Here is an 18,456-nt window from a genome sequence, read left to right as displayed (position 1 = left end):
GGGTGCGGCTTGAACGCGCTTTACCAAGCCCATTTTCCATCGGCCGTTCGCGGCCTGCCGTCAAAGAGAGTGATTTATGAGCCTGTCATCGGCTGGCGACCAGTCGCTGCTGATTTTTCCCGATGCGGACAAGAGCCCGCTGAGTATTCGTGCCAAGGCGCTGGTGTTCATCGACCCCCGAACCCGGCAATTGCGCGAAGAAGTCGAACGCCTGGCCGGTCTGCCCGTGCCGATCCTGATCCAGGGCGAAACCGGTACTGGCAAAGAGTTGCTGGCGCGGCACATTCACCGGGCCAGTGAGCGCCCCGGCCTGTTCGTCGCCCTGAGCTGCAGCGGTTTGAGTCTCAACCACGCCGAGGCCGAGTTGTTCGGCTACGTGGCCGGTGCCCATCAGGGTGCGCCGAGCAGCCGCGCCGGCTGGCTGGGCTCCGCCAACGGCGGCACCCTCTATCTGGACGAAATCGCCGACCTGCCGCTGCCCCTGCAGGATCAGTTGCTCAGTGTGCTGGAGACCGGCGAAGCCTGGCGAGTTGGCGCTGCACAGCCGACCCCGCTGGATGTGCGCCTGGTGGCCGCCACCAGCATCGACCTGTGGCAGGCCGTGAAGGCTGGCAAGTTCGACGAGCGCCTGGCCCATTACCTGAGCGATGGCCGCCTCGAGTTGCCGCCGCTGCGCGAGCGGGTTGGCGACGTGCTGCCGCTGGCCGAATACTTCCTGGGTATCTACGCCCAGCGTCTGCGCCTGCCGCTACCAGGCATCAGCCTCGCCGCCCAGGCCGTGCTCGAACGGCACGACTGGCCGGGCAACACCCGTGAGCTGGAGAACGTCGTGCACTTCGCGCTGCTGGTTTGCGGTGCCGACGAGATCGAGGCGCAACACCTCAACTTGCCAGCAGCAGCGCCGTTGAAACGCATCGAACACGCCCTCGAGCAGTTGATCGATGACGGCGACGCCGCCCAACTCGCCGCCCTGCGCGAATTGCTGCGGCGTGCTGAGGCAAGGGCGCCGGTGCTGGCGGCTTCCTGATACGACACTGTGTGAGCGGGTGGTTAAAAGGCGGAAGCAGACGTTCGCGTAACTTGTGGGAGGGGCTTTAGCCGCGAGCTCTTCACGCCTAGACAGGCACAATCGCGGCTAAAGCCCCTCCCACAAAAGCAGCAGCGCGCGATGTCCGCTTGCGCCCCCTCGTAGCCATTTGTATTACTGGGCCCGTTGCGCCTTACGACGCCAACAGCGATACCGATTTGACCTGCGCCCACAGCGGTCGCCCGGCGCGGATATCCAACTGGTCGAAGGAGTAGCGGGTGATGCGCGCAATGATGCGTTGCTCGCCGAGCTGCAGTTCGACCAGGCGGTGCGCTGGATTGGGCAGCTCGAACCAGCGTTCGACCGTCGCCGGCAGCAGGTTGAGCACGCTGCTGTCCCGGGCCTGTTCCAGGCTCAGGCTGACGTCACGGGCCTTGATCTTGATCCGCACCTGACGGCCTGCCGGCAACGGCGCGTGGGCCAGCCGCAGGCAGGCCGTGCTGCCAGGCAGCCTGATATCGAGCAGGTCGTAGTGCGCGTCGTGCCGCTCGACCTGGCCTTCGATCACTGCCTCGGCATCGTCCTCGAAGATGAAGGGCAGGTCGCTGCGGATCAGCGTTTCCTTGAGTGGCCCGCTGGCCGTGACCCTGCCTTCGTCGAGCACCACCAGATGATCGGCGAGACGCGCCACTTCATCCGGCGCGTGGCTGACGTAGAGGATCGGGATATCCAGCTCGTCGTGCAGGCGTTCCAGGTAGGGCAGCACTTCGCCCTTGCGTTTGAGATCCAGCGCCGCCAGTGGCTCGTCCATCAGCAGCAGGCGCGGGCTGGTGAGCAGGGCGCGGGCCATGCCGACGCGCTGGCGCTCACCGCCGGAGAGACGATCCGGCAGCCGCTCCAGCAAATGCTCGATGCCAAGCAGTTCGACCGCCTGCTCCAGAGGTACACGCCGCTCGGCCTTGGCGATGCGCTTGAAACCGAATTGCAGGTTGCGCAACACCGAGAGGTGGGGAAACAGGTTGGCGTCCTGAAATACGTAGCCGACCTGGCGCTGGTGGGCCGGCAGCCAGATGCCGCTGGCGCTGTCCTGCCAGGTCTCGCCATTGATCTGCAGGTAACCGCTGCCCGGTCGTTCCAGGCCGGCGACGCAGCGCAGCAGGGTGGTCTTGCCCGAACCTGAGTGGCCGAACAGGGCGCTGACACCGCGCCCGGGAAGCTGCAGGTCGACGTCCAAGGTGAAGCCGGGATGCGTCAGGCTGAAACGGGCGTGGATGCGGGAATCGCTCATGTCCAGGCCTTCTGGCCGCGGCGGCCGCTGGAGTAGAGCGCCAGCAGCACCAGGAAGGAGAACGCCACCATGCCGCCCGCCAGCCAGTGGGCCTGGGCGTACTCCATGGTTTCCACGTGGTTGTAGATTTGCACCGAAGCCACCTGGGTCTTGCCGGGAATGTTGCCACCGATCATCAGCACCACGCCGAACTCACCGACGGTGTGGGCGAAACCGAGGATCGCCGCAGTGAGAAAGCCCGGCCTGGCCAGTGGCAGCACCACGCTGAAGAACGTGTCCCAGGGGCCTGCGCGCAGTGTCGCGGCTGCTTCCAGAGGCGCACGGCCCATGGCTTCGAAGGCGTTTTGCAACGGCTGCACCACGAACGGCAGGGAATAGAACACCGAGCCAATCAGCAGCCCGGTGAAGGTGAAGGTCAGGGTGCCCAGGCCGAGTGCCTGGGTCAGTTGGCCGAAGAATCCGTTGGGTCCCATGCTGATCAGCAGGTAGAAGCCGATCACCGTCGGCGGCAGCACCAGCGGCAGGGCGACGATGGCGCCGATCGGTCGCTTCAGCCAGGAGTCTGTACGCGACAGCCACCAGGCGATGGGCGTGCCGACCAGCAGCAATAGCACCGTGGTCAGAGTGGCCAGTTCCAGAGTGAGGAGAATGGCGGCAAAGTCGTTGGGCCCCAGGGGCATGCAATGGCCTTTTAGCTGTGGTGGAGGGAAAAAGCGCCGGAGCCGGCTGCTGATCTTCCGACTTGGGCTCCGGCATTTCAAATCGATGGCTGCAAAGTGGCGATAGCGGCCGGTGAGCAGAGCTTTTGTGGGAGAGGCCGGGCGGCGATCCGCTTTAGCCTCGATTTTGCTTAGCTAGGTGTAAAGAGCTCGCGGCTAAAGCCACTCCTACAAAAAGAAAGCTCTGCTCACCGGCCGCTATCGCCTTACTGCATCCGCTCGCAAGGTCGTTAACAGGCCATTTTAGAGCTGGTAACCGTAGGCCTTGATGATTTCGGCGGCTTTAGGCCCTTTCAGGTAATCGACCAGCGCCTTGGCAGCCGGGTTGCTTGCGCCTTTCTTGAGGATGAGCGCGTCCTGGCGGATCGACTCGTACATCGTTTCGGGCACTACCCAGGCCGAACCGCTGGTGATCTGGCCATCCTTGTACACCTGGGAAAGCGCAACGAAGCCCAATTCGGCGTTGCCGGTGGAGACGAACTGCAGCGCCTGGGTGATGTTCTGTCCTTCGACGATCTTGCCCTTCAGGGCCTCGCTAAGGCCCAGTTTGGCCAGTGTCTGGGTTGCGGCCAGGCCGTAGGGCGCAGCCTTCGGATTGGCGATGGACAGGTGCTTGAAGTCGCCTTTCTCGAGCACGGCGCCCTGGTCATCGACGACGCCTGCTTTCGGCGACCACAGCACTAGCTTGCCAATGGCATAGGTGAAGCGCGAACCGTCCACGCTCTGGCCTTCTTTCTCGAGCTTGGCTGGGGTGCTGTCATCGGCGGAGAGAAAGACCTCGAAGGGCGCGCCGTTGCTGATCTGTGCGTAGAACTGTCCGGTGGCCCCGTAGGAGGCCTGCACGCTGTGCCCAGTGTCCTTCTCGAACTCGCTGGCAATCGCCTGCATCGGCGCGGTGAAGTTGGCAGCGACCGCTACCTGCACCTGATCGGCAAGGGCGTTACCCGCCATGGCCAGGCTGGCGCAAAGAACGAAAAGCGGACGAACGAGGCGGTTACGCATGGACGGCTCCTGAGGGTGTGGGCCACCAACGGCGGCCACTTGCGGTAACGCTATATACAAAAATATATGGCGATAGGGAAGTGAAACCGTCAGTTCGCTCATCACAGTGAGCCGATCTCTTTCAGTGCCAGAACGAAAAATGCCAGTCAGATCACCTGACTGGCATTTTCGAGACCACCCTATAGCGGGCTGTCAGATCACTTCAGCCATTCGGCGACGCGATCCGGGTTCTTGGCAATCCACTGCTTGGCCGCTTCTTCCGGCTTCACGCCATCACGAATGGACAGCATCACCGCGCCCACTTCCTCGGCGCTCCACGACAGCTTCTTGAGGAAGGCCGCGGCTTCTGGCGCCTTGGCTTCCAGGCCTGGGTTGGCCACGGTGTCGACGTGCTCGGCTTCGCCGAAGACGTTTTTCGGGTCTTCCAGGAAGCGCAGTTTCCATTGCGCGAACATCCAGTGCGGGATCCAGCCCGTCACCACGATTGGCTTCTGATCTTTCTCAGCGCGGGTCAGGGCGGTGGCCATGCCTGGGCCCGAGCTCGGCATCAGCTTGATGCTCTTGAGGTCGTACTCCTTGATCGCGTCTTCGGCGCGGCGCATCACGCCGGCGCCGGCATCGATACCGGTAATCTTGCCGTCGAAGTCCTTGGCGTATTTCTCCAGGTCAGCGATGGTCTTGGCTTCTACGTAATCCGGCACGATCAGACCGATCTTGGCGCCGTCGTAGTTGGTGCCCAGGACGGTGACCTTGTCCTTGAGCTTCTCGAAATATTCGCCATGGGTGGCTGGCAGCCAAGCGGAGAGGGTGGCATCGAGGTCACCGCGGGCCACGCCCTGCCACATGATGGCGGGTTCGACCGGCTGCAGGGTGACGTCGTAACCGAGTTTGGTCTTGAGAATTTCGCCAGCGACGTGGGTGACGGCGACGCTGTCGTCCCAGCCATTCACGTAGCCGATTTTTAAAGCGGGTTTGTCCGCCGCCATGGCGCTGGACATGCCCATGGCCAGGGCGGCGACGCCGAGGCTCTGCAGGCAGAGGCGTTTAAAGTTATGCATAGGTCTTGCTCCGTCAGTGAGTGGCAGTTCAGTTGGTTTACTGGCTCGTTCTGATTGCGGGCCTTGCGGCACCGGCTGTGCAGAGCAGGGCATGGCCCTGGTGAAACCGGGCGCATGGGAGGCACGCCTCCCAGCGGACGGGCGATGCATCTTGCGTCGCCTGTCTGTACCTGACCCGGCTGCCAGCAGTCGGGTCGCGGTGAGTGCGGACTCGTTTAAAGCCCGACGAATTTCTTCACGGCAGCAACGCCGTCTTTGCCGTCGAAAGTGGTCACGCCTTCCAGCCAGGCGTCGAGCGCCTGCGGGTTAGCCTTGATCCACTCCTTGGCGACGTCGGCCGGGTCTTTCTTCTCCAGCACTTTTTCCATCAGCTGGCTTTCGATATCGACGTTGAATTGCAGGTTGTTGAGCAGCTTGCCGACGTTGGCGCAGCGCTCTTCGTAATCGGGCGGTACCACGGTGTAGACCTTGGCGGCGCCATAATCCGGGCCGAACACGTCATCACCACCGGACAGATAGGTGATGTCCTGCTGAGTGTTCATCGGGTGCGGTGCCCAGCCGAGGAAGACCACTGGCTCCTTCTTGCGAATCGCGCGCTGCACCTGCACCAACATGCCGGCCTCGCTGGACTCGATCATCTTGAAGTCGCCGAGATCGAAGGTGTTGCCCTTGATCATGCCGTCGATCAACAGGTTGCCGTCGTTACCCGGCTCGATGCCGTAGATCTTGCCGCCCAGCTGATCCTTGAACTTGGCGATGTCCTGAAAGCTCTTCAGGCCCGCTTCGGCGGCGTAGGTCGGCACGGCCAGGGTGTACTTGGCGCCTTCGAGGTTGGCCTTGGGCAGTACCTTGACGCTGTTGTCCTTGGTGAACGGCTCGATCACCGAGTCCATCGACGGCGCCCAGTAACCGAGGAACACGTCGATCTGCTTGTTCTTCACGCCGGTGAAGGCGATTGGCACCGAGGCCATGGTCTTGCGCGGCGTGTAGCCGAGGCCTTCGGTCAGCGTCATGGCGACACCAGTGGTAGCAGCGATGTCGGCCCAGCCGATCTCGGCGAAACGCACCTGCTTGCAGCTGGCCGGCTCTTGAGCCCAGGCGCCCTGCATCAACACGCAGGACAGCACACCTACGCCCGCCACCTTGTAAAAGTTGTTCATCCGCGGATCCTTGTAGAGTTGAAAGAACGCTGAGTATGGCCGCTTACTGACGCTGCAGACGAGCGCTCAGCCAGTTGAACCAACCGGCACGGTTCGCCGCGGTTTGCGGGGTGCCGAAGCTCTCGGTGATACGGTCGAGGATGATCGCCAGTAGAACCACGGCCATGCCGCTTTCGAAGCCCAGGCCGATGTCCAGACGCTGGATACTGGCCAGTACGTCGTTACCCAGGCCGCCAGCGCCGACCATCGAGGCAATGATCACCATCGACAGGGCCATCATGATGGTCTGGTTGACGCCCGCCATGATCGACGGCATCGCGTTGGGCAGTTGCACCTTGAACAGCAGTTGGCGACCGTTGCAGCCGAACGACTGGCCGGCCTCGACGATTTCCTTGTTGACCTGGCGAATGCCCAGACTGGTCAGGCGTACCGCCGGCGGCATGGCGAAGATCACCGTGGCGATGATGCCGGGCACGCGTCCGAGGCCGAACAGCATGGCTGCCGGGATCAGGTAGACGAACGCCGGCATGGTCTGCATGAAGTCCAGAATCGGCCGAATGATGGTCGACACGCGCTCGCTCTTGGCCGCCCAGATGCCCAGTGGAATGCCCATCAGCAGGCTGATCAGGGTCGCCGAGAAGGTCAGGCCGAGGGTCACGACGGTCTGTTCCCAGAAGCCGGTCATGACGATCAGTACGAAGGCGATGGCGGTGAACACCGCGAAGCGAAAGCCGATGCGCCACAGGCCGAGGGCCACGAAGATGGCGATCAGCAGCCAGGCCGGGGGCAGCATGAGTACCGCCTCGATACCTTCGGAAAAGCCGCTGACCACGCTGCCGATGCTGTCGAAGGCGCCGCTGTAGTTATCCAGCAGGTGTTGTACCGAGTCATTGACCCAGCTGCCCAGATCCAGTTTCTCGCTCATGTCATTCTCCCTGCAGACGAGTCAAGAGGCGGCCTTTGCTGATGGCGCCGCTGTAATTGCCGTCCTGGTCGACCACCGGGATCGGCCCCTCGTTGTCCACCAGGCGACCGATCACCTGATCCAGTGGCATGTCCTCGGGAACCGGATTGATTTCCTTGAGAACAGCCTGATTCAACGAACAGGATTCACCGCCTTCGACCAGCAGGGCGATCTTCTCCAGGCTGATGGAGCCCTGGAACTTGTTGTCTTCGTCGACGATGAAGGCGTAGTGCTTGTCCTGCTCCTGCAACTCACGGCAAACGGTTTGCGCGTCGGGCGCTTTGCCGTTGTGCACGTAGATCGGCACGCTGTCCGACTTGAGCTGGCCAGCGGTGAGATAGCGGCTGGTGTCGACCGTATCGAAGAAGTTGCGCACGTATTCGTTGGCAGGATTGTCGATAAGTTCCTGCGGCGTGCCGACCTGAATCAGCTTGCCGCCTTCCATGATGCCGATGCGATTGCCGATGCGCATGGCCTCCTCGATATCGTGAGACACGAAGATGATGGTGCGGCGGTCGGTCTTCTGCAGCTCCAGGAGGATGTCCTGCATCTCGCGGCGCTTGAGCGGGTCGAGGGCTGAAAAGGCCTCATCCATGATGATCATCGACGGGTCGACGGCCAGGGCGCGAGCCAGGCCGACACGCTGTTGCATGCCGCCCGAGAGCTCGTGGGGGAATTTGTTGGCGAAGGTATCCAGGCCGACCTGGGTGAGCACCTGCATGGCGCGCTCTTCGCGCTCCTTGCGACCCTTACCGGCCACTTCGAGGCCGAAGGCGGCGTTGTCCAGAACGGTACGCGAGGGCATCAGTGCGAAGGACTGAAAGACCATGCTCATGTCGCGGCGGCGCAGTTCGATCAGTTGATCCTTGGGCAGCTTGGCGACGTTCTGCCCGTCGATGAAGACATCTCCGGCAGTCGGTTCGACCAGCCGATTGATCAGGCGGATCAGGGTCGATTTACCGGAGCCGGAAAGGCCCATCAGGACGAAAATTTCACCTTCCTCGACGCTGAACGAGACGTCGCTGACGCCGATGACGGCGCCTTTCTCGGCGAGAATTCTATCTTTGCTCCAACCCTGCTTTAGCAGGTCGATGGCTTCTTGCGGTTTGTCGCCGAACACCTTGTAGAGGTTCTCGACAACGATTTTTCCAGACTGCATGGGATGGTTCCCCTTCAGTAGACATCCAGAGCAGCTACACGCAGCCTGCCGCACGCCCACCGGGCACGCGTCAGGCAATGTCGACTGTTCTCGCTTGTGGGTATGGACACGGTTCCGAGGTTTGGACAGCGTTCTGCTACATGGCGTTCTGCTGGCACTCGCGCACGCTCCCGGAAACCTGCCAAGGCGGCTTGCAGCCCCCGGCATTCCTGGGTTACGTGTCGAATGAATAATGCGTTGCCGTGCTGCAAACTGCTTTCCAAACCCTCTGGCAGTGTTACGAAGCCCAGTCCTTTGGGAATTCACACCCCATCCGAGGTGTGCGTACATCCGAAATTTCTTGTTGGACTGGCGCCCTGTTGCGGTAGCCAGCACTTATCTGTTCTTCGGTCCGGAGCGGAGGGCTCCGGTCTGCCACTCTGGTCAAGAGCGACAGCGACGAAATCGGCTGACTCAACGATATAGTCTTGCGGTCGCGGCAATTATCGAATTGCGACCCTGACGTGTTGGGCGACGACACCAAGGTCTGTCGCCTAAAAAACCATAACAGATTTTTTCTACCCTTGGCCAAGGCTGAAAGCCTTACGCGGCGCGGTTTCCAGGTTTTTTGTAGGCCTTAGGCTAGGTGAGCCGCGGGCTGTAGCAGAATCAAAAAAAATCGTATGTAAGGCTGTCAGTCGAGGCAAAAAGACGCCGCGAGATTGGTTTTTTTGCACCGTTTTGGTTCTTATGTCCATTGCGGGAGGGTGGGATTTTCACCCAAACCGTCGCCGTTTGCATGGCCCACATAGCCGAATGAGTGGACGACTTTCATGGGCATCATGTGAGCGTTTTTTGCTCAAATCTCCGCCCATCCGCGAGCTTTTGGTGCAGGTTGGCCGTCTACCTGCGTGACCGGTCAGTCATGGCCGCCGTTACTGCCGCCAGGTAACCCTCTCAAAAGTACGGGAACACCCTCTCACAGCAGTGCTACCAAAATGCTCAGGCCCTTGTGGCATGGCACTTTGCGCCCATTTCACGAAGCATCCCAGCATCGCTCTGGATCGCTCTGTCGGGGGCGTTCCAGCCTGGGCGATATTTTTATTGAACGACCGTTCAATGTCGGCATGACCTTTGCGTTGTATAGGCCATCTGCTTGACTGCCTTGTGCCGTGAATACAAGAAAATCAGAGCCTCGCGATGAAGGCTCACAACGTGCTTAGCGTGAGGGTTCACCGATGTCACAGTTCAATCAGGGAGCGCAGCTCCAGAGCCGTGTTCCCCAATCCATCGGGTTTCTCCTGTTGGACAATTTCACCCTGATCTCCCTGGCGTCCGCCGTGGAGCCTCTGCGCATGGCCAACCAGCTTTCCGGCAAGGAGCTGTATCGCTGGCACACCCTGACCCTCAATGGCTTGCCGGTGTGCGCCAGCGACGGTCTGCAGATCACCCCGGATGCCTGCACGGCCAACGCGCCGGCCCTCAGTGCGGTGATCGTCTGTGGTGGTGTGGACATTCAGCGTAGCGTCACCCGGGAACACGTGCAGTGGCTGCAGGCCCAGGCTCGTCAGGGCCGGCAGATGGGCGCGGTGTGTACTGGCAGCTGGGCACTGGCCAAGGCCGGCTTGCTCGACGGCTACGATTGCAGCGTGCATTGGGAGTTTCTCGCCGCGATGCAGGAGGCCTTCCCCCGTGCAGCCATCACTACGCGGCTGTTCTCCATCGACCGCAACCGCAATACCTCGTCCGGTGGCACCGCGCCGATGGACATGATGCTGCACCTGATCGGTCGCGAGCATGGCCGCGAACTGGCGGCGGCGATCTCCGAGATGTTCATCTACGAGCGCATTCGCAACGAGCAGGATCACCAGCGCGTGCCGCTCAAGCACATGCTCGGTACCAATCAGCCGAAACTGCAGGAAATCGTCGCCCTGATGGAGGCCAACCTCGAGGAGCCCATCGACCTCGATCAGCTGGCGCTCTACGTGGATGTTTCGCGTCGTCAGCTGGAGCGTCTGTTCCAGAAGTACCTGCACTGCTCGCCGTCGCGCTATTACCTGAAGCTGCGCCTGATTCGCGCCCGGCAGCTGCTCAAGCAGACCTCGATGTCGATCATCGAAGTCGCCTCGGTGTGCGGCTTCGTCTCCACGCCGCATTTCTCCAAGTGCTACCGCGAGTACTTTGGCATTCCGCCGCGTGACGAGCGCGCGGGCAGCAGCTCGAACGTGATTTCCCTGGTGCCCATCCATGATGACTTGATGCACGAGTCGTCTTCCGCCATGTCCGCGCTCAGTCGTGCTAAGGGTGAGTCAACCTTTGCCAGCGTGCGCATCCTCTGATCCGGATGGCGGTGACGGCTTACGGCCGTTACCGCCAGATGCATCCTGAGCAAAAAATCGCCCGGAGCGATTTTTGACGTCGCTTGCGACGGCCCGAAGGGTGGCTGCCAGGGAGGGTGGGTACAAAAAAACACCAGCTGCTCGAGAGCCGCATGGCATCTGGCTTTCGGCGCTTTCCAAACAGCTTATCCACAGCCACGCACACAGTATTTGTGCGCAAGCTATTGGTGCTGGAGAAACCGTTGCTCGTTCTTTGCGATTATCACGGGAAAGGCCCTGGAAAGGGCTTCTCGGCGATCCCTTCGAAAGAAGCATGGACAAAAAACCGACAAACGCCTGCAGCGCCCGTGATAGCGGGCGGCTGGCAGTTATTCAACAGTTTATCCACAGGCGCATGCACAGTATTTGTGTGCAAATCGTGGTGTTTGCAGAGTACGGCGGGCTGCGCTGCAGCCTGCCCTAATTTTCAGTAGCCCTAGCGGCGTGGCACGAGCGCCGGCAGCAGGGTGCGCGAGATGGCTTCGCGCACGGTCGGCAGCACGGTGGCACTACCGGCGAGTATGTCTTCGACCATGTGGCGCAGGGCCACGGCGCGTTCCGGGCACAGGCCGGTGACCGCGTACTCGCAGGCCTGCTCGGCGCTGGCGCCGCTGGGAATGCTGATGCCCAGGGCTACCAGGCGTTCACGGAGATCTTCCTGGTCGATCAATTCGGCGTGCATCATCGTCCTGTCCTCGTGGAGTGTTTGAAGATCGGCGCCCCGTCAGCGCAGAACGCCTTCGTCCAGCAACAACTTGAAGATAGCCTCTGCGCCCTCCTGTGGCGAGACACCGTTGAGCACCTGACCGCCGCCGCCTGCGGCCTTGGCCGTGGCTGCTTTCATTCGTTCGGCGCCGGTCTTGGCCTTGATCACCTTCAGACGCTTGGGCCGCGGCCGGGCTGGTAGCCACTGAGCATCGGCGTAGAGCGGGTCGTCGATCAGTTCCACCGATTCATTGTCCAGAATGCCGCGACGTGCCGGGCCGAATGCGCTCTGGCGAGCGGCCGGTGCCGCACCGTCGACGCTGGCGACGAAGGGCAGGCGTACCTTGAGCCGGCGGCGTTGCCCGCGGGGTAGCGCCTGCAGTACCTGGGCGCTGCCGCCTTCGATGCTTTCCACTGCCGCCAGGCCAACGATCAGCGGCCAGCCCAGGCGCTCGGCCAGCAGGTAGGGCAGCATGCCCGAGCCTTCGCCGGTTTCCGCCTGGCTACCGGTCAGCACCAGTTGCGCCTTGGCCCGTTGCAGGTGTTCGGCGAGGGCTGGCAGGGCATCGGCCTCGCGAGTCTGTTCGAGCACGGTGAGGCCGGGCAGGCCCATGCCCAGGTAGGCGCGCAGGGTTTCTTCGTGCGGATTGCCGGCATGCACCACATTGAGCTTTTCACCTGCCAGTTTCAGACCCAGTTCCACGGCGCGGGCATCCTGCTCGGCGCGCCGCGGCCGCCCCGATGCCGGATGCGCGCCGATGGAAATCAGGGTCACCACGTTCAGTTCAGCCATGATGCGACTCCGCATGCGACGTGGGTGGGGAAGGCGATGTTTTCTTTCACGAAGGATTCACTGGTGAAGCGGCTGATCCAGGGCTGTGCTCTAAGCAGCATCGCGTTTTGCTCCCTGGCGGTGGGCTTCGACCCGTTCCATCAAGGCCTGGAGGATGGCGGCGGAGTCGCCGATCACCGCCATGTCGGCCCGTTTGATCATGTCGCAGCCGGGGTCGAGGTTGATCGCCACCACTTTGTCGCAGGCGCCGATGCCCTGCAGGTGCTGGATCGCGCCGGAGATGCCGACCGCCATGTACACGCGGGCGGTGACCCAGGTGCCGGTGGCGCCGACCTGGCGGCCGCGAGGCATATGGCCGTCGTCCACTGCCACCCGTGAGGCGCCTTCGGTGGCGCCGAGGGTCGCGGCGGCGCGATGGAACAGGGCCCAGTCCTTCACGCCGTTGCCACCAGAGAGGATGAACTCCGCTTCGGCCATGGGAATCTGTGCCGGGTCGACGGCCACCGAGCCAAGGTCTTCGATGCGTGGCAGGTTGCGCGCGACCTGCGCCGACAGCTCGACCAGTCGCGCTTCATGGCGACTTTCGCTGACCGGTTCGGCGCATTCCGCAGCAGCCAGAATCAGGCGCGGGGCTACCTGGGCGATATCCTCGCGGCCCGCGCCAGCACGGCCGGTACTTTGCCCGTCCTTGACCTGCCAGACGCGCGTCGCCGGGCGCTCGCCCAGACTGGCTGCCATGCGTCGGCCCAGTTCACCGCCGCCGTTGCGGCTGTCCGGCAGCAGCCAGTGACGCGGTGCGAACTGACTTTCCACCGCGCGCAGGGCAAGCACGCGCTGCTCAGGCGAGTAGCCTGCGTACTCTTCGCTGTCGAGGTGTACAAGACGATCCACGCCCGCGGTCTCGAATGTGCTTTCGCGGATTTCGCCAAACACCACGGCAAGCACTGCGCCGCCCTTGCCGGCCAGTTGGTGGGCGAGGCCGAGCAGATCCTTGTCGTGGCTGCTCAGGCGGCCGCCGACCATGTCCGGCACCACGGCGATGATGGATGCCGGTTGCTCGACGACGTGCAGTGGCAGTTGCACCTCCACGCGGGCGCTCTGGCGCTTGTTCGAGCCGCCCTGCTGCGCGCCGCTGCGGTCGATGCGCTTGAGCCCGGCCGGGCCGATGAAACCGGCGGCCGCGGCGTGCGGGTTCTTGCGCACCAGGCCGTTGGGGCCGACCCACTGGATCTGCTGAGTTTGCAGGGCAGCGTGCAGCGGATGCAGACGGTTGCGTGCGATCCATTCGGCGCGCGGGTCACGGCGGATCAGGTCACTCATGGCGGCATCTCCACGGCGCTTTTTGTAGGAGCCGGCTTGCCGGCGATGCGATCTCATTCGTACCGCGGACTGTGGTTACGACCGCCCGCAAGCGGGTTCCTACGCGAGTGGGGTGCTCCATCATCACTGCACCTCCGCCAGTTCGCGTCGCGGCGCCGGTTTGTTTTGCGGCACGTCGTTTTCGATCAGCACCTCGGCCACCAGCTCGGCGATGTCCTTGATCTGCGGTCGTGGTTCGACCACGCCCTCGAGCATCACGGTGCATTGCGGGCAGCCGACGGCCACCAGTTCGGCACCGGTTTCCTTGATGTCTTCCATGCGCATGTCGGGAATCCGCTGCTTGCCGGGGATGTCGGTGATCGGCGCGCCGCCGCCACCGCCACAGCAGCGTGAGCGGAAACCGGAGCGGGCCATTTCCCTGACTTCGATGCCGATGGCCTTGAGTACCGTGCGCGGCGCTTCATATTCGCCGTTATAGCGGCCCAGGTAGCAGGGGTCGTGATAGGTCACGCTGCCGCCCTTGTGTTGACCGAGAGGTAGCAGGTCGCGCTGCATCAACGATTCGATGAACGTGCTGTGGTGCATGACCTGATAATGGCCGCCCAGGGCGCCGTACTCGTTCTTCAGCACGTGAAAGCTGTGCGGGTCGCAGGAGACGATGGTCTTGAACTGGTACTTGGCCAGGGTGGCGATATTGCGGGTGGCCAGTTGCTGGAAAGTCGCCTCGTCGCCGAGACGGCGCGCCACGTCACCGCTGTCACGTTCCTCCAGGCCGAGCACGGCGAAATCCACCCCGGACGCCTTGAGGATCTTCACGAAGGCACGCAGGGTGCGTTGGTTGCGCATGTCGAAGGCGCCATCGCCGACCCAGAACAGCACGTCGGTGCGCTGTTTCTCGCTGAGCAGCGGCAGGTTCAGGTCGGCGGCCCAGTTCAGCCGTCCGCCCGGCGCGAAGCCGCCCGGGTTGTCGGTGGCGATGAGATTTTCCAGCACCTCGGCACCCTTGTTCGGCGTCGAGCCTTTCTCCAAGGTCAGGTGGCGGCGCATGTCGACGATGGCATCGACATGCTCGATCATCATCGGGCACTCCTCCACGCAGGCGCGGCAGGTGGTGCATGACCACAGGGTGTCGGCATCGACCAGCGCCTTGCCCTGCAGCGAGACGATGGGGTGATGCGGGCCGCCGCTGTGCTCACCGAGTGGTTTGCCTGGGTAGGGCGAGCCTGCGAACTTGGCATCGCTGCCACCGGCCAGGCCGATGACCATGTCTTGAATCAGTTTCTTCGGGTTCAGTGGCTGGCCTGCCGCGAAGGCCGGGCACATGGCCTCACACTTGCCGCACTGCACGCAGGCGTCGAAGCCGAGCAACTGGTTCCAGGTAAAGTCGGTGGGCTTTTCCACACCCAGCGGCGCTTTGGGATCGCTCAGGTCGAGTGCCTTGAGGCCGGTGGAGCGACCACCGCCAAAGCGTTCGCTGCGGCGGTGCCAGGCCAGGTGCAGGGCGCCGGCGAAGGCGTGCTTCATCGGCCCGCCCCAGGTCATGCCAAAGAACAGTTCGCACACCCCCCAGGCCACGCCCACGGCCAGGAGTGCCGCAAGCACCCAGCCGCCGAAGTCGGTGGGCAGAATGCCGGCCACCGGCAGCGTGGCGATGAAGAAGCTCGCGGAGAACATCAGCAGGCTTTTCGGCAGGCGCATCCACGGGCCTTTCGACAGCCGCGCCGGCGGATTGCGTCTGCGTTTGGCGACGAACAGGGCGCCAACGAACATGCAGGCCGTCGCGGCCAGCAGGGCGAAGCCGAGGATGCGGTTGTGCAGGCCGAAACCATGCACGACGATCGCCAGCACGGCGGCAAGCACGAAGCCGCCCGCCGTCGCCACGTGGGTTTTCGACATGTACGCGTCACGCTCGACCACGTGGTGCAGATCGACCAGATAGCGCCGCGGCATGTTCAGCAGGCCGCCGAGCCAGTCGACCTGGGCGGGCCGGCCACGGCGCCACATGAAGAAGCGTTTCGCGGCGCCGAGTATGGCCAGGCCGAGGGCGGCGAAGAGCAGGATGGGGAGAAGGGTGCCAAGCATGGTGAAGCTCCCGCAAGGGTCTTGTAGGAGCTGGCTTGCCAGCGATTCGGGCAGCGCGGTGTTGCGTGGCAGCCGCGTTATCGTTCATCGCCGGCAAGCCGGCTCCTACAGGGAGGCTGCTTAAAAATCTTTACAAAGCCGCAGCGCGTCATAGATCGCCGCATGGGTGTTGCGCTGGGCCACGCAGTCGCCGATGCGGAACAGCAGATAACCCTCACCGGCCTGGCTCAGCGCTGGCTGTGGCTGGATGGCGAACAGCGCGTCGATGTCCATCTGGCCCTTGTTGCGCGAGCCTTCCTTCAGCGCGTAGTACAAGCCCTCGTCCGGGCGCACGCCGTTCTCGACGACCACCTGATCGACCACGCGTTCTTCCTTGGCGCCGGTGTATTCGTTCTCCAGCACGGCAATCTTCTTGTCGCCCTCGGCGTAGACCTTCTCCAGCATCATGTCGCCGGTCATGATCACTTCCTTGGGGTACATGCTGCGGTAGTAGGTCGGGAAGCTGGTGCCGCCGATGGCCACGCCCGGCTTGATGTCGTCGGTGACGATCTCGACCTGGGCACCCTTGTCGGCGAGGAAGTCCGCCACCGACATACCGGTGAATTCGCAGATGGTGTCGTACACCAGCACGTTCTTGCCCGGTGCCACCTTGCCGCTGAGGATGTCCCAGCTGCTGACCACCAGGCCTTCGGCCGCGCCCCAGTGCTCGACCTGCTCGAGGAACGGGTGCCCGCCATTGGCGAGAATGACGATGTCGGCCCGCAGGTCGTTGATGGTATCCACGTCGGCCGCGGTACCCAGGCGCAGGTCGATGCCCAGGCGCGCCAGCTCCAGCTGATACCAGCGGGTGATGCCGGCGATCTGGTCGCGCTGCGGGGCCCTGGAGGCCAGGGTGATCTGCCCGCCGAGCTGCTCCTGCTTCTCGAACAGCGTCACGTCGTGGCCACGTTCGGCGCTCACGCGAGCGGCTTCCATCCCGGCCGGGCCGCCACCGACGATCACCACCTTGCGTTTCGGCCCGGTGGATTTCTCGATGATGTGCGGCAGGCCCATGTACTCGCGGCTGGTCGCGGCGTTCTGGATACACAGCACGTCCAGGCCCTGATACTGGCGGTCGATGCAGTAGTTGGCACCGACGCACTGACGGATCTGGTCGATCTGGCCCATCTTGATCTTGGCGATCAGGTGTGGATCGGCGATGTGCGCGCGGGTCATGCCGACCATGTCCACGTAGCCGCCTTCGAGAATGCGCGTGGCCTGGTTCGGGTCCTTGATGTTCTGCGCGTGCAGCACCGGCACGTTGACCACTTCCTTGATGCCGGCCGCCAGGTGCAGGAACGGCTCCGGCGGGTAGCTCATGTTGGGGATGACGTTGGCCAGGGTGTTGTGGGTGTCGCAGCCCGAACCGACCACGCCGAGAAAATCGAGCATGCCGGTTTCGGTGTAGTACTTGGCGATCTGCTTCATGTCGTCGTGGGACAAACCGTCCGGGTGAAACTCGTCGCCGCAGATGCGCATGCCCACGCAGAAATCGTCGCCCACTTCGGCGCGCACGGCCTTGAGCACTTCCATGCCGAACTTCATGCGGCCTTCGAAGCTGCCGCCCCATTCATCGGTGCGTTTGTTGACCCGTGGCGACCAGAACTGGTCGATCATGTGCTGGTGCACGGCGGACAGTTCGACGCCATCCAGGCCGCCTTCCTTGGCCCGGCGTGCGGCCTGGGCGTAGTTGCCGATCACCCGCCAGATTTCCTCTGGCTCGATGGTCTTGCAGGTGGCGCGGTGTACCGGCTCGCGGATGCCGGACGGCGACATCAGGGTCGGCCAGTGGCCGCCATCCCAGCGCGAGCGACGGCCCATGTGGGTAATCTGGATCATGATCTTGGCGCCATGCTTGTGCATGGCGTCGGCCAGGTTCTGAAAGTGCGGGATGATCCGGTCGGTCGCCAGGTTCACCGATGCCCACCAGTGCTGCGGGCTGTCGATGGCCACCACTGAGGAGCCACCGCAGATGGCCAGGCCGATGCCGCCCTTGGCCTTCTCCTCGTAGTACTTCACGTAGCGCTCGGTGGTCATGCCGCCGTCGGTGGCATACACCTCCGCGTGCGCGGTGGAGAGCACGCGGTTACGGATGGTCAGTTTGCCGATCTGGATCGGCTGGAACATTGCTTCGAAGGCCATGACCTTCTCCTCGGCGACTGCACAGCGTTCACGGTTGACGCGGGCAGAGGCACCTTTATTGGGTGGCGCCTCGTGCCCTATTGGTTACAGCGGGCGGGTGATGAACAAGCCATCGTCGTGGCCTTCTTCCGAGCCGCTGTATTGCTGCACGGAGACGGTGCGGATCGAGCTGCCTTTGGCGGCGAGAATCTGATCGATGGCGCCGGAGAACCAGCCGGTGAACATGTAGTCCACCTTGCGGCCGACCTTGCCGTAGACGTACACGAAGGCGGAGTGCTTGAGCTTCACCTCGGCATAGCCGGTTTGCAGATCGAGTTTCTGCGTTTCGAAAAGTCCCCAGCCACGCTGCGACAGGCGTTTCATGTAGTGCTCGAACACCGCTGCGCCTTCGATGCCGTGGCACTCGGCTTCCTTCTCGCACCAGTGCCAGGCGGACTTGTAGCCAGCCTTGTAGAGGATTTCGGCGTATTTGTCGGCGCCGAGCACTTCCTCGATGCCCATGTGGTTGTTGACGAAGAAATGCCGCGGCACGTAAAGCATCGGCAGGGCGTCGGTGGTCCAGACGCCCGTTTCGTCGTCGACCTGGATGGGCATTTCGGGGGCGTGGGTGGCCATGGGTTGAAGCTCCGGAATCAGGTTAT

Annotated in this window: 16 protein-coding genes; 3 read left to right on the top strand and 13 right to left on the bottom strand. The window is 62.9% G+C overall.

The window, feature by feature from the left end:
- Window positions 1–76: 76 nt before the first annotated feature.
- Complete coding sequence (locus K5Q02_RS03080; protein WP_225836263.1) at window positions 77–1,027, top strand: sigma 54-interacting transcriptional regulator; 951 nt, start codon at window positions 77–79, stop codon at window positions 1,025–1,027.
- Between the two features lie 193 nt (window positions 1,028–1,220).
- Here the strand turns inward: K5Q02_RS03080 and modC are convergent, their stop codons facing one another.
- The 7 genes from modC to K5Q02_RS03045 form a co-directional block, all read right to left on the bottom strand.
- Window positions 1,221–2,315, bottom strand: a complete 1,095-nt coding sequence (gene modC / locus K5Q02_RS03075) for a molybdenum ABC transporter ATP-binding protein (RefSeq protein WP_225836261.1) — start codon at window positions 2,313–2,315, stop codon at window positions 1,221–1,223.
- Window positions 2,312–2,995 (bottom strand): molybdate ABC transporter permease subunit, encoded by a 684-nt coding sequence (gene modB, locus K5Q02_RS03070; RefSeq protein WP_225836259.1) that lies wholly within the window; start codon window positions 2,993–2,995, stop codon window positions 2,312–2,314. Before modB ends, modC begins: the two co-directional genes overlap by 4 nt.
- A 282-nt stretch (window positions 2,996–3,277) precedes the next feature.
- A complete protein-coding gene (gene modA, locus K5Q02_RS03065) occupies window positions 3,278–4,036 on the bottom strand; it encodes a molybdate ABC transporter substrate-binding protein (protein WP_442963955.1) in 759 nt (252 codons plus the stop codon).
- Window positions 4,037–4,233: 197 nt separating this feature from the next.
- Window positions 4,234–5,094 (bottom strand): glycine betaine ABC transporter substrate-binding protein, encoded by an 861-nt coding sequence (locus K5Q02_RS03060; protein WP_225836258.1) that lies wholly within the window; start codon window positions 5,092–5,094, stop codon window positions 4,234–4,236.
- Between the two features lie 215 nt (window positions 5,095–5,309).
- Window positions 5,310–6,254 (bottom strand): choline ABC transporter substrate-binding protein, encoded by a 945-nt coding sequence (locus tag K5Q02_RS03055; RefSeq protein WP_225836257.1) that lies wholly within the window; start codon window positions 6,252–6,254, stop codon window positions 5,310–5,312.
- Window positions 6,255–6,297: 43 nt separating this feature from the next.
- Window positions 6,298–7,179 carry an ABC transporter permease gene (locus tag K5Q02_RS03050; RefSeq protein WP_225836256.1) on the bottom strand — a complete coding sequence of 294 codons (882 nt, stop codon included), beginning with the start codon at window positions 7,177–7,179 and terminating at the stop codon, window positions 6,298–6,300.
- Between the two features lies 1 nt (window position 7,180).
- Complete coding sequence (locus K5Q02_RS03045; protein ID WP_225836255.1) at window positions 7,181–8,377, bottom strand: quaternary amine ABC transporter ATP-binding protein; 1,197 nt, start codon at window positions 8,375–8,377, stop codon at window positions 7,181–7,183.
- A gap of 1,217 nt (window positions 8,378–9,594) precedes the next feature.
- Between K5Q02_RS03045 and K5Q02_RS03040 the strand changes: the two genes are divergently transcribed.
- Window positions 9,595–10,695, top strand: a complete 1,101-nt coding sequence (locus K5Q02_RS03040; RefSeq protein WP_225836253.1) for a GlxA family transcriptional regulator — start codon at window positions 9,595–9,597, stop codon at window positions 10,693–10,695.
- A 73-nt stretch (window positions 10,696–10,768) separates the two neighbouring features.
- Window positions 10,769–11,158, top strand: a complete 390-nt coding sequence (locus K5Q02_RS03035) for a hypothetical protein (protein WP_225836252.1) — start codon at window positions 10,769–10,771, stop codon at window positions 11,156–11,158.
- A 12-nt stretch (window positions 11,159–11,170) separates the two neighbouring features.
- Here the strand turns inward: K5Q02_RS03035 and K5Q02_RS03030 are convergent, their stop codons facing one another.
- From K5Q02_RS03030 to K5Q02_RS03005, 6 genes are all read right to left on the bottom strand, one after another.
- Window positions 11,171–11,419: a hypothetical protein gene (locus tag K5Q02_RS03030; RefSeq protein ID WP_131178302.1), complete on the bottom strand. Its 249-nt coding sequence runs from the start codon at window positions 11,417–11,419 to the stop codon at window positions 11,171–11,173.
- Window positions 11,420–11,458: 39 nt separating this feature from the next.
- The gene (gene etfB / locus K5Q02_RS03025) at window positions 11,459–12,232 is read right to left on the bottom strand and encodes an electron transfer flavoprotein subunit beta (RefSeq protein ID WP_225836250.1); all 774 of its coding nucleotides are present in this window, start codon (window positions 12,230–12,232) and stop codon (window positions 11,459–11,461) included.
- 90 nt (window positions 12,233–12,322) lie between these two features.
- Window positions 12,323–13,552, bottom strand: a complete 1,230-nt coding sequence (etfA, locus tag K5Q02_RS03020; protein ID WP_225836249.1) for an electron transfer flavoprotein subunit alpha — start codon at window positions 13,550–13,552, stop codon at window positions 12,323–12,325.
- Between the two features lie 123 nt (window positions 13,553–13,675).
- On the bottom strand, window positions 13,676–15,634 hold the full coding sequence (dgcB, locus tag K5Q02_RS03015; protein ID WP_225836247.1) for a dimethylglycine demethylation protein DgcB: 1,959 nt from the start codon (window positions 15,632–15,634) through the stop codon (window positions 13,676–13,678).
- A gap of 120 nt (window positions 15,635–15,754) precedes the next feature.
- Window positions 15,755–17,815 carry a dimethylglycine demethylation protein DgcA gene (gene dgcA / locus K5Q02_RS03010; protein ID WP_225836245.1) on the bottom strand — a complete coding sequence of 687 codons (2,061 nt, stop codon included), beginning with the start codon at window positions 17,813–17,815 and terminating at the stop codon, window positions 15,755–15,757.
- Between the two features lie 84 nt (window positions 17,816–17,899).
- On the bottom strand, window positions 17,900–18,430 hold the full coding sequence (locus K5Q02_RS03005) for a DUF5943 domain-containing protein (protein ID WP_225836242.1): 531 nt from the start codon (window positions 18,428–18,430) through the stop codon (window positions 17,900–17,902).
- Between the last annotated feature and the right edge of the window lie 26 nt (window positions 18,431–18,456).

The sequence above is a fragment of the Pseudomonas sp. MM211 genome (assembly GCF_020386635.1).
Taxonomy (GTDB): domain Bacteria; phylum Pseudomonadota; class Gammaproteobacteria; order Pseudomonadales; family Pseudomonadaceae; genus Aquipseudomonas.
This window is presented reverse-complemented; position numbering and strand designations above follow the sequence as displayed.

Bases quoted from the DNA above. Each gene is read 5' to 3' on its own strand.
- K5Q02_RS03080 (WP_225836263.1), top strand. From the start codon at position 77: ATGAGCCTGTCATCGGCTGGCGACCAGTCGCTGCTGATTTTTCCCGAT.
- modC (WP_225836261.1), bottom strand. From the start codon at position 2,315: ATGAGCGATTCCCGCATCCACGCCCGTTTCAGCCTGACGCATCCCGGC.
- modB (WP_225836259.1), bottom strand. From the start codon at position 2,995: ATGCCCCTGGGGCCCAACGACTTTGCCGCCATTCTCCTCACTCTGGAA.
- modA (WP_442963955.1), bottom strand. From the start codon at position 4,036: ATGCGTAACCGCCTCGTTCGTCCGCTTTTCGTTCTTTGCGCCAGCCTG.
- K5Q02_RS03060 (WP_225836258.1), bottom strand. From the start codon at position 5,094: ATGCATAACTTTAAACGCCTCTGCCTGCAGAGCCTCGGCGTCGCCGCC.
- K5Q02_RS03055 (WP_225836257.1), bottom strand. From the start codon at position 6,254: ATGAACAACTTTTACAAGGTGGCGGGCGTAGGTGTGCTGTCCTGCGTG.
- K5Q02_RS03050 (WP_225836256.1), bottom strand. From the start codon at position 7,179: ATGAGCGAGAAACTGGATCTGGGCAGCTGGGTCAATGACTCGGTACAA.
- K5Q02_RS03045 (WP_225836255.1), bottom strand. From the start codon at position 8,377: ATGCAGTCTGGAAAAATCGTTGTCGAGAACCTCTACAAGGTGTTCGGC.
- K5Q02_RS03040 (WP_225836253.1), top strand. From the start codon at position 9,595: ATGTCACAGTTCAATCAGGGAGCGCAGCTCCAGAGCCGTGTTCCCCAA.
- K5Q02_RS03030 (WP_131178302.1), bottom strand. From the start codon at position 11,419: ATGATGCACGCCGAATTGATCGACCAGGAAGATCTCCGTGAACGCCTG.
- etfB (WP_225836250.1), bottom strand. From the start codon at position 12,232: ATGGCTGAACTGAACGTGGTGACCCTGATTTCCATCGGCGCGCATCCG.
- etfA (WP_225836249.1), bottom strand. From the start codon at position 13,552: ATGAGTGACCTGATCCGCCGTGACCCGCGCGCCGAATGGATCGCACGC.
- dgcB (WP_225836247.1), bottom strand. From the start codon at position 15,634: ATGCTTGGCACCCTTCTCCCCATCCTGCTCTTCGCCGCCCTCGGCCTG.
- dgcA (WP_225836245.1), bottom strand. From the start codon at position 17,815: ATGGCCTTCGAAGCAATGTTCCAGCCGATCCAGATCGGCAAACTGACC.
- K5Q02_RS03005 (WP_225836242.1), bottom strand. From the start codon at position 18,430: ATGGCCACCCACGCCCCCGAAATGCCCATCCAGGTCGACGACGAAACG.